The 13308-nt window shown below is 66.6% G+C and carries 10 protein-coding genes, 1 tRNA gene and 1 other annotated feature; of the genes, 7 read left to right on the top strand and 4 right to left on the bottom strand.

Going from position 1 to position 13308, the window contains the following annotated elements; all coding sequences use genetic code 11:
• Nucleotides 1-158: 158 nt before the first annotated feature.
• Nucleotides 159-953 carry a 3'(2'),5'-bisphosphate nucleotidase CysQ gene (locus HNO88_RS16885; protein WP_184248230.1) on the bottom strand — a complete coding sequence of 265 codons (795 nt, stop codon included), beginning with the start codon at nucleotides 951-953 and terminating at the stop codon, nucleotides 159-161.
• Between the two features lie 174 nt (nucleotides 954-1127).
• Between HNO88_RS16885 and sucC the strand changes: the two genes are divergently transcribed.
• Nucleotides 1128-2327, top strand: a complete 1200-nt coding sequence (gene sucC, locus HNO88_RS16880; RefSeq protein WP_184248227.1) for an ADP-forming succinate--CoA ligase subunit beta — start codon at nucleotides 1128-1130, stop codon at nucleotides 2325-2327.
• 72 nt (nucleotides 2328-2399) lie between these two features.
• On the opposite strand, the gene HNO88_RS16875 is transcribed toward sucC, so the two are convergent.
• The gene (locus tag HNO88_RS16875; protein ID WP_184248224.1) at nucleotides 2400-3893 is read right to left on the bottom strand and encodes a SulP family inorganic anion transporter; all 1494 of its coding nucleotides are present in this window, start codon (nucleotides 3891-3893) and stop codon (nucleotides 2400-2402) included.
• A gap of 63 nt (nucleotides 3894-3956) precedes the next feature.
• Nucleotides 3957-4012 (bottom strand) — a sequence feature (sul1 is cis-regulatory element that is thought to sense ions involved in sulfur or methionine metabolism; They are found in Alphaproteobacteria).
• Between the two features lie 183 nt (nucleotides 4013-4195).
• Here HNO88_RS16875 and HNO88_RS16870 point away from each other — a divergent pair.
• From HNO88_RS16870 to HNO88_RS16860, 3 genes are all read left to right on the top strand, one after another.
• Nucleotides 4196-4272: transfer RNA gene (locus HNO88_RS16870), tRNA-Arg, on the top strand.
• Nucleotides 4273-4715: 443 nt separating this feature from the next.
• Complete coding sequence (locus tag HNO88_RS16865; RefSeq protein ID WP_246381913.1) at nucleotides 4716-6629, top strand: glycosyltransferase family 2 protein; 1914 nt, start codon at nucleotides 4716-4718, stop codon at nucleotides 6627-6629.
• A 119-nt stretch (nucleotides 6630-6748) separates the two neighbouring features.
• Nucleotides 6749-7144 (top strand): hypothetical protein, encoded by a 396-nt coding sequence (locus HNO88_RS16860; RefSeq protein WP_184248218.1) that lies wholly within the window; start codon nucleotides 6749-6751, stop codon nucleotides 7142-7144.
• Nucleotides 7145-7423: 279 nt separating this feature from the next.
• On the opposite strand, the gene HNO88_RS16855 is transcribed toward HNO88_RS16860, so the two are convergent.
• Complete coding sequence (locus HNO88_RS16855; RefSeq protein ID WP_184248215.1) at nucleotides 7424-8476, bottom strand: ribonucleotide-diphosphate reductase subunit beta; 1053 nt, start codon at nucleotides 8474-8476, stop codon at nucleotides 7424-7426.
• Nucleotides 8477-9076: 600 nt separating this feature from the next.
• Here HNO88_RS16855 and HNO88_RS22880 point away from each other — a divergent pair.
• Nucleotides 9077-9667, top strand: a complete 591-nt coding sequence (locus HNO88_RS22880) for a DUF2171 domain-containing protein (protein WP_184248211.1) — start codon at nucleotides 9077-9079, stop codon at nucleotides 9665-9667.
• A gap of 78 nt (nucleotides 9668-9745) precedes the next feature.
• Here the strand turns inward: HNO88_RS22880 and HNO88_RS16845 are convergent, their stop codons facing one another.
• Nucleotides 9746-10120, bottom strand: a complete 375-nt coding sequence (locus HNO88_RS16845; RefSeq protein ID WP_184248208.1) for a DUF4440 domain-containing protein — start codon at nucleotides 10118-10120, stop codon at nucleotides 9746-9748.
• Nucleotides 10121-10304: 184 nt separating this feature from the next.
• Here HNO88_RS16845 and HNO88_RS16840 point away from each other — a divergent pair, with 184 nt between their 5' ends.
• Together HNO88_RS16840 and HNO88_RS16835 are read left to right on the top strand one after the other, a co-directional pair.
• On the top strand, nucleotides 10305-10532 hold the full coding sequence (locus tag HNO88_RS16840) for a DUF2171 domain-containing protein (RefSeq protein WP_184248205.1): 228 nt from the start codon (nucleotides 10305-10307) through the stop codon (nucleotides 10530-10532).
• 244 nt (nucleotides 10533-10776) lie between these two features.
• Complete coding sequence (locus HNO88_RS16835; protein WP_184248202.1) at nucleotides 10777-13200, top strand: PQQ-dependent dehydrogenase, methanol/ethanol family; 2424 nt, start codon at nucleotides 10777-10779, stop codon at nucleotides 13198-13200.
• Nucleotides 13201-13308 lie beyond the last annotated feature (108 nt).

Genomic DNA, 13308 nt, shown 5'->3' with positions numbered 1-13308 from the left:
GAAGCTGGTGGTGGTGGGGATTCGCGTCCTCAAGCAACCTCTGCAGGAACCCGCCAGCCACCTCGCGCCATGCCGAGACTCCCCTCCACCACGCTGCGCGCGGTCCCCCTCCCCGTGCCGGGGAGGACAAATCGTCACCTTGGAGAAAGGATCTCAGATCAGACCGACATCCGCCGCGCGCGGTCCGAGAGGCGCTCTACCGCAGCGCCGTGCATCGCGGCCGAGCTCACCAGCACGCCGAACGCGCGCGGATCGCGCTTGTTGTAGTTCAGCGGCCCGCCGAACGCATCGGTGACCGCCGCCCCCGCCTCGCGCGCGATCAGGCCGGCAGCGGCGATGTCCCACTCGAACCCCCAGCGCAGGGTGGCGACGAGGTCCGCTTCGTCCGCAGCGACCATGGCGATGCGCAGGGCGATGGAATTGGGCTGCTCCACCAGCGCCAGATCGGCGTCTTCCTTCATCAGTGCCTTGGCCGGCACCCGCGCGCCGGGCAGTTCCGGGCGGCGGCTGGCGCACAGGCGCTCGCCATTGCGCCAGGCGCCTTGCCCGGCCTCGGCATGCCACAGCTCGCCGCCCCCTTCGCGTCGGCGCACTGGGGCATAGAGGCAGCCGAGCAGCGGCCGGCCGGCACTCACCAAGGCCACCGACACCGCCCAGCCGGTTCGTCCGCGCACGAAATCGCGGGTGCCGTCGATCGGATCGACCAGCCAGATCAGCGAGCCGCCCAGCCGCGCCGGGTCGTCCGCGGTTTCCTCGGAAAGCCAGCCGGCGGACGGCAGCAGCGCCTTCAGCTCACGCTTCAGGAAGGTATCGACGGCGATGTCCGCGGCCGAAACCGGGCTGGTATCCAGCTTGTCCCACACCTCGCAGGCATGGCCATCGCCCGGCCAGGCATCGAGGGCGATGCGCCCCGCCTCGCGCATGATCGCCTCCAGGCGCGCACGGTCTATCACGAGGAGCCGATCATGAAGTTGCGTTTTCCCGAACCACACTGCCCTAATCGTGAGGAGAGCAACCCTTTTCAAGCGGGCCGGATGCCCTTATGCGGCGTTGCACAAAGTTCCTCCCCTTGCGCGTAGCAGACTCGCGCCTGCCAGCCGCGCAACGCAAGCGAAAAGGCGACTTCGATGAACATCCACGAATACCAAGGCAAGGAACTGCTCGCAAAGTACGGCGTCGGCGTCCCCGCAGGATTTGCCGCGCTGTCCGTCGAAGAGGCGATCGAGGGCGCCAAGAAGCTGCCCGGGCCGCTCTACGTGGTGAAGGCGCAGATCCACGCCGGTGGCCGTGGCAAGGGCAAGTTCAAGGAGCTGGGCCAGGATGCCAAGGGCGGCGTGCGCCTGTCCAAGTCGATCGAGGAAGTCGAGGCGAACGCCAAGGAGATGCTCGGCAACACGCTGGTCACCATCCAGACCGGTGACGCCGGCAAGCAGGTCAACCGCCTCTACGTGACCGACGGCGTCGACATCGAGCAGGAATACTACCTGTCGATGCTGGTCGACCGCAAGACCGGCCGCGTCGCCATGATCGTGTCGACCGAAGGCGGCATGGACATCGAGGAAGTCGCCCACTCGACGCCCGAGAAGATCCACACCATCACCATCGACCCGGCCGAGGGCTTCCAGCCGCACCACGGCCGCGCGGTCGCATTCGGCCTCAACCTGACGGGCGAGCTGAACAAGCAGGCGCAGACGCTGGCCAAGCAGCTCTACACCGCCTTCATCGACCTCGACTGCGACATGGTCGAGATCAACCCGCTGGTTGAGACCAAGGACGGCAACCTGCTCGTCCTCGACACCAAGATGAGCTTCGATTCGAACGCGCTCTATCGTCACCCCGACGTCCTGGCGCTCCGCGACGAGACCGAGGAAGATCCGGCCGAGCTGGAAGCATCGAAGTACGACCTGGCCTACATCAAGCTCGATGGCGACATCGGCTGCATGGTCAACGGCGCGGGCCTGGCCATGGCGACGATGGACATCATCAAGCTGAACGGCAGCTTCCCGGCCAACTTCCTCGACGTCGGCGGCGGCGCTTCGAAGGAAAAGGTGACCGCGGCGTTCAAGATCATCCTGTCCGATCCGAACGTGAAGGGCATCCTGGTCAACATCTTCGGCGGCATCATGAAGTGCGATATCATCGCCGACGGCATCGTCGCGGCGGCGAAGGACGTGAACCTATCGGTGCCGCTGGTCGTGCGCCTGGAAGGCACCAACGTCGAGCAGGGCAAGGAGATCCTCGCGAACTCCGGCCTGGCGATCGTGCCCGCCAACGACCTGGGCGACGCCGCCCGCAAGATCGTCGCGGAGGTGAAGGCAGTCGCCTGATCCTTTCAAGACCGTGACTGCAGGAAAGGGCTCGCCGGCGACGGCGGGCCCTTTCTCGTTGGCGCCGCCCGATCAGGCTCCCAGCTGGCGCATCAGCGGGGCGTGGCGGTCGACGAGGATCGCGCTGGCCGTGTTCAAGCCGACGATCTCCACGCTCATGCCATGGCGGCGCATCGTCGAGGCGACGGTTTCGAGCGCGCCGACCGCGGTGATGTCCCACAAGTGCGCGTCGGTCAGGTCGATGCGCGCGTGCCGGGCCGTATCGCGCAGGTCGAACCGGTCGGCGAAGATCTCGGCGCTGGCGAAGAAGATCTGGCCCGAGACGGTGTAGATGCGCGTGTCGCTGCCTGCATCGTAGGCGACCTCCACCGCCATGAGCCGCGTGACCTTGAAGGCGAAGAACACGCCGCTGAGAAGGACACCCACCGCGACGCCGGCGGACAGGTCATGCGTCGCAACGGTCACCGCTACCGTCGCCAGCATGACCACGCCCGAAACCTTGGGGTGGCGCGCCAGATCGCGCAGCGAGCTCCACGAGAAGGTGCTGACCGACACCATGATCATGATCGCCACCAGGGCCGCGACGGGCACTTGCGCCACCCATGGGCGAAGCGGCACCATGACGATGAGCAGGAACACGCCCGCGACCAGGGTCGAGAGACGGCCCCTGCCCCCATAGCGCACATTGCCGACAGTCTGCCCGATCATGCCGCACCCGGCGATGCCGCCGAACAGGCCGGCCGCCACGTTGGCCAGGCCCAGCCCCGTGCACTCGCGCGCCTTGGAGCTGGTGCTTTCGGTCAGATCGTCGACCACCCGCGCCGTCATCATCGATTCGAGGAGCCCGACGGCGGCCATCGCCAGCGCGTAGGGTGCGACGATCGTCAGCGTGGCCCATGCGATCGGGACTTGCGGGAGGGCGAACGAGGGCAGCGCGCTCGGCAGCCGGCCGAGATCGCCGACCAGGCGCAGCGGCATCGGCACGGTCGTGCTGATCACCGTCAGCACCACGACACAGATCAGCGGCGAGGGGATCGCCGATGTGATCGGCGATGGAATCCGGGGCAGCAGGTAGATGATGGCGAGCCCCAGGGCGATCATCGCGTACGTATGCCAGGTCACGTCCAGCATCTGCGGCAGCTGCGCGGAAAAGATCAGGATCGCCAGGGCGTTCACGAAGCCGGTGCGGACCGAGCAGGAGACGAAGCGCATCAGCACGTCGAGCTTGAGCAGGCCGAACACGATCTGGAGCACCCCCGCCAGCAGCGTCGCCGCCAGCAGGTACGAAAGGCCGTGCGAATGAACGAGGGCCGCCGCGACCAGCGCCACCGATCCGGCCGCGCCCGAGATCATCGCCGGGCGGCCGCCTGCAAAGGCGATGACGATGCCGATGACGAAGGAGGCATAGAGGCCGACTTGCGGATCGACTCCGGCGACGAAGGAGAAGGCGATCACCTCGGGAATCAGGGCGAAGGTGCCGACCATGCCGGCCAACACGTCACGCCGGGCGGCCGGCGCGCCGTCGAACCATTCGGCGCGGTAGCGGGAAAGGGAGTGGGCGTTCATGGGAATCAGTCCGCATTCACAGCAGCCGAGTGCGCCGGTGGGCATGATGATCGGGTGCTGCTGCGTTGTCCGGCGGATCGGCGGCCGGAATAGCCACCCGGGATTTCACCGGGTCCAAGCGAATGGCGCCAGCTAGCGCCGGTACATGCCCCGCGCAACCATCCGCCACCGGGGAGGGCCGGAACGGTCGGCAGCGACCTTCCCTCCGGACTGGATCCGGAGCGAATGATGGCACTTTCTCGCGGAACCATAAGTTGTCGCTTGCCAAGGCCGCAGACCCTTTCTATGTGCACGCCTCCAACGCGCCCGTAGCTCAGCTGGATAGAGCATCAGACTACGAATCTGAGGGTCGGACGTTCGAATCGTTCCGGGCGCACCATTTTCCTCCATCGACGGCGATAACGGGGCAGCAGTCGTACTGCCTGCCTCAGCATGGCATCGCTGCCCGCGTGACGCGAAACGATCGTCCGCTGGCTGGATCGGGCGGATTTGACGCACATGCGAGCACTGTTCCGGCAGGCTCCAGCGACCGCAGCGCCGGCCGATTGTCGGGAGGTCTGGCTCTCGGACGGGGCCATCAGCGTGACATCCGTCACCCCGCCGCTCGGAATTCCTTCGTTTCTCGATGAACAACGGACCAATCCGGCGGGAACCGAATCGCTCAGGTTCCATTTAGCCCGCGTAGCCCTTCGGCTGAACGCATTCGCATATGCAGCGGAGAACCCGTGCGCTTGCGGCGTAAGTTGAAGACATGGGGGCAGGATCCCCACGCCTCGGAAAGCCTGCGCCGTACTCGGCTGATCGGAGCAATTTGACGTGCTGATGCTGACTCGAGCCGCGCTCGACCCGTCCATGTATTTCCTTGCCGTGATGGCGCTGCTCGCATCGCTGATGGTGTCGCGCGCGGTCGTGGCGCCGCTGCGCTACCAGCGCATCGCCTCGCACGAGGGTCAGGTGCTGATCGGCAGCGTGATCCTGGGTGCGGTTCTCTCCGGCGCGATTACGCTGGGCATGGGCGGCGACGTGTTCAACCTGCTGCCCGTGGTCGCCATCTTCCTGATCGCCGCGATCCCCGTGGCGCGGCTTGTCCCCCGGCTCAACGTGCCGGGCGTGATCCTGCTCACTACCGAAGTGCTGACCTTCTGGTTCGGCTTCGTGTGGTCGGCGCTGTTCCTGCGCGAGGCGGGTCTGCCCGACAACACGCTGATGCTGGCCGGGGCCGGCCTGGTGTTCGGCGCGGTGTTCTTCGCCCTCACGTTCGCCGAGAGGATCGCACGCGACGCGGTGCTGACGCACGAATCGTGGCGCACGCCGATCGATGCGCCGCATGGTGCTCCCGGCCCGCGCGACCAGAAAGTGTCGATCCAACTGCCCTGCTACGCCGAGCCGCCCGAGATCGTCATGGCGACGATGGATCACCTCGCCGCGCTCGATCACCATGACTTCGAAGTCCTGGTGTGCGACAACAACACCAAGGACGAGGCGCTGTGGCGCCCGCTGGAAGCCTATTGCGCGCAACTGAACGAGCGCGCGGGCAAGGAGATCTTCCGCTTCTTCCACGTCTCGCCATTGCCCGGTGCCAAGGCCGGCGCACTGAACTGGCTGCTGGACGTGATGCATCCCGATGCCGAGTTCGTCGCCGTCATCGATGCCGATTATCTCGCGGAGCCGGACTTCCTGGCGCGCCTGCTGCCGTTCTTCCGCAACCCGCGCGTGGGCTACGTCCAGACCCCGCACGACTACCGCGAGTACGAGGGCAGCGCCTATCTGACTTCCTGCTACTGGGAGTACATGCCCAGCAACAAGGTCGATATGGTCGGCGTCAGCGAATATGGCGGCGCCTTCACCATCGGCACGATGTGCATCCTGCGCGCGCAGGCGATCCGCGAGGCGGGCGGCTGGGCCGAATGGTGCCTGACCGAGGATTCCGAGATCTCCGTGCGCCTGCGCGCGATCGGCTACTCTGGCCTCTACATCGGCGAGACCTTCGGGCGCGGGCTGATTCCGGAAACCTTTTCCGACTACAAGAAGCAGCGCTTCCGCTGGACCGCCGGTCCGGTGCAGCAACTGATGCGCCACTGGCGCCTGTTCCTGCCCTCGCCCTGGGCCAAGCCGCTGCCGGGCTGGACCAAGCTGCTCGAAGTGCTGCGCTGCATGGCGCCGCTGCGGGTGCTGTTCGCCATGATCGGCGGCTTGTTGGGCTTCCTGGCACTCGTCGCCGCGCTGATGGCCGGCGTGATGGAGCCGTTCCTGGTGCCCGACGCCGCCTGGGTGCTGACCGCGCTGGGTACCCTGACCTGGCTGGTGGGCATTCGCCACCGCTACAAGCTGACCGGCACCATGCGGGTGAGCGACATGGTCCTGGGAGAAGTGGCGCGTAATGCGCTGACCTATACCGTGCTCCAGGCGGGGCTGGCCGGGCTGTCGAACAAGCCGCTAGCCTGGCGCCGCACGCCCAAGTTCGCGCTCGATTCCAGCAAGGGCTCGATCCTTGCCGATTCGCTGCCCGAGACGCTGATCGGCCTGGTGCTCAGCGTGGCCGCAGCGCTGACCCTGGCGGCCTCCGACCGCGTCGGCACCAACTTCGCGGCGCTGTCCGCTCTCGCGCTCGCCTCGCTGGCGCTGCGCTTCTTCTGCGCGCCCTTCGTCGCGTGGCTCGCCCTGCGCCATGCGCGGCGCCAGCAAGTGCAGCTCGCGGCGGCGCCCAAGGTGCTGGTGTCGCAGCCGGTAACCTGAGCGGGCAAGAGGTGTCGCGGATCGGGACGGGGGTCACAGGCGCGTAACTTCGCGGATTGACCGCTAAGCGCGACATGGCGGATGCCGGCACACCTCTGCCGAGTACGAGAAGGCCCCCGATGAGCGCCGCCGAGATCGATCCCGATCGCTTGCGCGACCTGCTGCACGACTGCGTCGCCAGCGGCGCGGCGCAACAGGCCGATCGGCTGCGCGAGGCGGCCGCGCTGCTTGGCCCTCCCGGCCGCCGCGACACGATCGAGGCGATGCTCGCCTGCGGAGCCTGCGAAAGCGCGGCCCTGGCCATTCTCGACAAGCGCGGCTTCCTCGTCTCGCGGGCAGTCACCGGCACGTGCCTCGCCTCGGTCCAGCTCGGGGATGGCGAGGATATGACGGCCGAGGCAGCGACACCGGCGCTCGCGCTCCTGGCCGCGCATATCGCGGCACTGTTGGCGGACGCTCTTGCGGCACGGCCACAGCCGTCCGGTCAGCTCGGCGCCGCCGCGCGGCTGCACTGACGCTGCCGCTTACGCTCGCTGGCCCGTCGGTGCAGCATCGAGCCAGCCGCAGCCTGATCTACCCCTAACCTCGTCATGCCCGCGAACGCGGGAATCCATCTCAAGGTGGTTCGTTCGACGCGAGGTCAGGAGATGGATCCCCGCTTTCGCGGGGATGACGAATTTGGCGGTGACCGCGGATTTACTGGGCATGACGGATGGAACACTAGGACGCGGCGGTTATCGCGCTTGAGACGATCCGCCACGCCCCCGTACCTTCCCCTTAGGGGAAGAGCACGATCACTCCGCCGCGACGCTTTCGCCGAACAGGCCGGGCACCATCTCGACCGTATCGTTGGCCTCTTCGCCACGGCGGGCCTGGCGACGCGAGTCGAAGTTGCTCCACACGTCCTGCCAGTTGCCCCGCGTCGCGCCCTTGGAATACTCGGTGGCGCGAGTCTCGAAGAAGTTGGCGTGCTCGACGCCGTTCAGCAGCGGCTGCAGCCAGGGCAGCGGGTGGTCCTCGATCATGTAGATCTCGGGCAGGCCGAGCTGGCCCAGGCGCCAGTCGGCGATGTAGCGGATGTAGCGCTTGATCTCCTTGGCGCTCATGCCGGGGACCGGCCCCTGCTCGAACGCGAGGTCGATGAAGGCGTCCTCCAGCCGGACGGTCTTCTGGCAGCAGTCGATGATGTCTTCCTTCACCGCCTTGGTCAGGCAGCCGCGCTCCTTGGTGAAGGTGTGGAACAGCTTGGTGATGCCCTCGCAGTGGAGGCTCTCGTCGCGAACCGACCAGCTGACGATCTGCCCCATGCCCTTCATCTTGTTGAAGCGCGGGAAGTTCATCAGCATCGCGAAGCTGGCGAACAGCTGCAGGCCTTCGGTGAAGCCGCCGAACATGGCGAGGGTGCGGGCGATATCCTCGTCGGTGTCGACGCCGAAGGTGTGCAGGTAATCGTGCTTGGCCTTCAGCTCCTCGTATTCCAGGAACATGCCGTACTCGCTCTCGGGCATGCCGATGGTGTCTAGCAAGTGGCTGTAGGCGGCGATGTGCACCGTCTCCATGTTGGAGAAGGCGGCCAGCATCATCTTGATCTCGGTCGGCTTGAAAACGCGCGCGTACTTCTCGTGGTAGCAGTCCTGCACCTCGACGTCGGCCTGCGTGAAGAAGCGAAAGATCTGCGTCAGCAGGTTGCGCTCATGGTCCGAGATCTTCTGCGCCCAGTCGCGGCAATCCTCGCCCAGCGGCACTTCCTCGGGCATCCAGTGGATCTGCTGCTGGCGCTTCCACATGTCGTAGGCCCAGGGATACTCGAAGGGCTTGTAGGTCTTGCGGGCTTCGAGAAGGGGCATCGCGGGTACTCCGGGAAAACGGTTGGCGGCGTCAGATGCCGTGGAGCACCATCACGCGGCCGGCGGTGCATCACCGCGGCGTCTGCCTAGAGATAAGCATTTCGGCGCAAATTGGGAGGGGCCCATGGGGGCACGCCCGGCTTGTCCACAGGCGCGTCGGCAGCATATCTAGCGGGCTGCACAAGCCACATACCCCATGGATTGTGCCTGATGGCCCGCACGAAAGTGTGCCGCTCGCCACAAAGGGGCTTGTCAACGGCCACCCCCGGCGAGTCGCGCCATGTTGGATGTTCCTGGCATGTTCTTGAGGGCCGGTCGCTGCTTGGTGGGCCTCGGCGCGCTGAACGAATCGCTCGAAGCCGGCACCACGTCCGCTTGCGGTGCATCGCCACGCCGGCCATCCGCTCGCTCATCGACCACCTCGCTCATTCCGGCATGGCTGAATCGGACGGCAGGACGGTGGCTCTGCCGGTCGGCGAGCGACGAGTCCCCCGGGTTGCCAACGGTGGCTCAAGGCCGGGGGAACCGTGCACGGGGGCCGGACATTCCTCTCGCAAGACCCTGCACAAGGCGCAGGCCCCGCACGAGTGGAGTATTCCCGTGACGCAGCAGCAAAGGCAATCCCAGAGTTCGTCGCATGCTTCGCAGGCGCAATCGAGCGACAGCGCGCAAGACGCCTCGCTTTCGCGCGCAGACAAGCCGGACAGCACCTCGCCTTATCGGGGGCCCGGCGATGCCGAAGCCGAGGCCCGGCCGGTCGAACACGTCAGCGATCCCGATGGCCCCGAGGCGATGGAGCAGCCCCACTTCTCCGAAGCACAGTCAACGCTCGGCGCCTTTGCGCCGACCGAGCGGCCCGGCGATCCCTTCGCGCAGCCCGAGGACGCGCTGGGAGGTCTGGGCCGTCCGACCGAACAGAGCGACAGCGTGGTTGCGGCACCCTCGGACGGTCAGGCATTCCACACCCCATCGGGCACGATCCACGAGGGCATGGCCGTGGTCGACAGCTACGGTCACACGATCGGACTGGTTTCCAGCGTCGATGGCGAGCGCATGCGGCTGTCCTCGACCGATCCGCACGACGACGGTGTCGCCTTTCTGCCGCTCAGCCTGATCGACGGCATCGACGGAGGCCGCGTGCTGCTCGCCGGACGCGGCGATGCCTCTTTCGGAATGCCGTCGGAGAGCTGACCGGCAAGCGCGCAATCCCGATGATCGAGGCCCCGACAGTCCGGTTTCGACCGGCCTGTCGGGGCACTCGCCGGTCGCTCAGGCGTCGGCAGGATCGGCGACGATCACGCCGAGCGGTGTCTGCTGGTGCTGAACTACGTCCCACTCCTCATGGGCCAGGCGCCGCAGCGTGCTGGTGCACACCGCGTGGTAGCTCTTGTCCGCGCGCTTGGCCTGGACGCGATAGGCGATCACGATCAAGCCCTCCTGCGGGCGGCTGACCTGGGTATCGAGGAACTCCACCTCGTCCCACCTGGGCGTATCCTGCACCGCCTTGGTCGCCTGCTCTCCGGTAAAGACGTAAGGCTCGGCAGGTAGACCCATGACGCAGTCCTTGCTGACCCGTTCGCTGTAGACCTGATTTCCACCGGTCCACAGCTCCTTCTCGTACTGCCAGATCCGTGCGTCATCCATGCGATATCTCCGCTTGCGAAAGTACAAGTGCGTCCGAGACAACGTGCCGTGAGCGCCGGCAGGTTCCCTGCCCCCAAGGCCATGCCGCCAGACGTTTTCCAGCTGCGGCAGACACATGGAACGCTGCGCGATGTCGAACCGTTTGTTCGGTGTAGTTAGCAGCAACGAAAGGAGCTTGCAGACAATGTTCGAGAAGCTTCGTGTCAAAGAGCACATGGAAGTGACCGACAATTCCGGTCAGCATGTCGGGACTGTCGACGAGGTCGTCGACGATCGCATCAAGCTGACCAAGTCGGACAGCCAGGATCGGGCGCATCACTTCATCGCGCTCGACCAAATCGACCGGATCGAAGACAACCGTATCTATCTCAAGCAGGGCACCCCCATTCCCCTGGGTGTCGGGTCGGCCTGAGCCACCGATCCGTTCCCCTGCAAGAGCTACCGAGTTTCCTCGCGGCGGTTCCTGCCCCTCCCTGCCGCCGCGCGACGGCCCCGGTGTCCTGACGGATGCCGGGGTTTTCGTTTTGCCTTCCGCTGGTTGGCGGCGTCGGTCTGCCGAGGCGATGTGATACACACCGGCGCGTAAACAGCTTGCCTTCGGCCGTTGGCGCGTTACCGATCGACCCAACACGGTGCGGGGTAGAGGGTCGGTGCATATGGGTGGCAGGATCGGGCGCAAGGTCTGGATCGCTCTGGCGTGCCTGCTTCCGGTGCTCGGCACGGCAGCCTGCAACAAGACGGCGCAGACGATCGAGACCGCCATGGTCGCCGATCCGGACGAGTGGCCCAGCTGGGGCCGTAACGGCTACGAGACGCACTACAGTCCGGTGGACGAGATCACGACCGGCAACGTCGCCGACCTGAAGCTCGCCTGGCACTATGATCTGGAGCCGGGCTTCTCCGCCTCCACTCCGCTGATGGCGGAAGGCAAGGTGTTCATCACCACCGGCCACTCGCACATCCGCGCGTTCGACGCCGCGAGCGGCAAGCCGCTGTGGGAGTACGACGGCGGCACGCGGGAGCGGGCGAAGTCGGCGCTGCAGATGTCCTGGGGCAGCAAGGGCATCGCCTACGACGCCGGCAAGGTGTTCCTGGTCACCACCGACGGCTGGGTCGTCGCGCTCGACGCCAAGACCGGCAAGGAGGCCTGGAAGGTCTACGACTACCCCGACCAGGCGCCGCGCAACTCCAACGGCGCGCCGCGCGTGTTCGGCGGCAAGGTCATCGTCGGCTATGGCGGCGCGGACATCAGCGCGGCGCGCGGCTTCGTCACTGCCTATGACGCCGCGACGGGCAAGCGCGCCTGGCGCTTCTACACGACCCCCGGCGACGAGGTGACCCCGGTCAACCGTCGCGCCGAGGAGATCATGCGCAAGACCTGGCCGAGCGGGTGGAAGAACCCCGACGGCAGCCAGCGCGGCGGCGGCGGCTCGGCCTGGAACGCCTTCAGCTACGATCCGGAGCTGCACCTCGTCTATCTGGGCGTGGGCAACGGCTTTCCCTACAACCAGGACCTGCGCAGCCCTGGCGGCGGCGACAACCTGTTCCTCTCCTCGATCGTCGCGGTCGACGTGAACACCGGCGCCTACAAGTGGCACTATCAGCTCTGCCCCGGCGAGCAGTGGGATTGCACCGCCACCGCGGACATGACGCTGGCCACGCTCAAGATCGACGGCAAGGACCGCAAGGTCCTGATGCAGGCGCCCAAGAACGGGTTCCTCTACGTGCTCGACCGCGCCACCGGAGAGTTCATGTCGGCCGAGAAGATCGCCAAGGTAACTTGGGCCAGCCACATTGACAAGAAGACCGGCCGCCCGGTCGAGAACCCGGGCATCCGCTACAACGGCAAGCCCGGCCTGTTCGAGATGTGGCCGGGGCCGACGGGCGCGCACTCGTGGATGCCGCAGGCCTACAGCCCGCAGACCGGCCTGGTCTATATCCCGGTGCAGGAGCTGCCCGCCCTCATCGGCGAGGGCCAGAAGGGCGGCGGCGAGCTGTCCGCCGGCATGGGCGTGACGCTGATTCCCGAAGTCGAACTGCCCGGCGGCCACAAGAGCTACCTCAAGGCCTGGAACCCGGCGACGCAAAGCGAGGCCTGGAAGGTCGAGCTACCGGGCACCTGGCCCGGTGGCGTGATGGCGACCGCGGGTGGACTGGTCTTCCAGGGCCAGATCGACGGCAGGTTTGTCGCGCGCGATGCCAGGACCGGCAAGGAGCTGTGGTCCTTCAAGGCGCAGAGCCCGATCGTCGGCGCGCCGATCTCGTATCGCGTCAACGGCAAGCAGTACGTGACGGTGATCACCGGCGCCGGCGGCCAGGGCGCAGGAATGCAGACGCTGGGCAACCAGGCCTACCGCACCGACTATCGCTTCCCCCGACATGTGCTGACCTTCGCGATCGGCGGCACGGACACGCTCCCGCCATTCACCCCGCCGGTGCTGACCCCGCCGGCTGACCCGGACTACAAGCCGGATCCCAAGCGCACCCAGGCCGGCTTCATGCTGTTCGCCAGCCGCGCCTGCCTCGTCTGCCACGGCTGGAACGCGGTGGGCGGCGGCGCAGCGCCCGACTTGCGCTACTCGCCGACGATCACCGATGCCGCGACCTTCCGCACGATCATCAAGGACGGCGGGCTGAAGCTGAATGGCATGCCGCCCTTCCCGCAGTTCACCGATACGGAACTGGAAGACCTGCGCTTCTACCTGCGCACCCGCGCGCAGCAGGCGCCGGACGAGCAGCGGGCCTACATGGAGCGCCTGAAGGCCGCCAAGGCGAGCAACGCGAAGCCGCAGGACTTTGCGGGCAAGTGGAACATCGTCATCCAGTCCCCGGTCGGTCCGCAGAAGGCGGTCATGGACCTCAAGGTGCAAGGCAACGTGGTCACCGGCAAGATCACGGCGGAGCAAGGCTCGGTCGATGTCGCGGGCGCGGTCGCCAACGGGCGCGCCAAGTTCAAGGGCAAGGCCAGCATGCCGATGCCGATCACCATCGAGTACGACGTCACGGTCAAGGATGGCGCATTGACGGGCGAGAGCACCAACGGGCCCTTCGGCACCTTCCCGGTAAGCGGCACGCGCTAGAGCGTCGTCACTTACGCCGGCTCCATCTCGCCCTCTCCCCTCAAGGGGAGAGGATAGCGAAGGTTGCCACGCCAGTGGCTACCGCAGCTTGGAGAGGGGTTTCCGACG

Origin of the sequence: Novosphingobium chloroacetimidivorans (assembly GCF_014204535.1) — a bacterium.
Taxonomy (GTDB): Bacteria; Pseudomonadota; Alphaproteobacteria; order Sphingomonadales; family Sphingomonadaceae; genus Novosphingobium; species Novosphingobium chloroacetimidivorans.
Note: the sequence above shows the minus strand (reverse complement) of the source record. Positions and strands in the feature narration are given on the sequence as shown.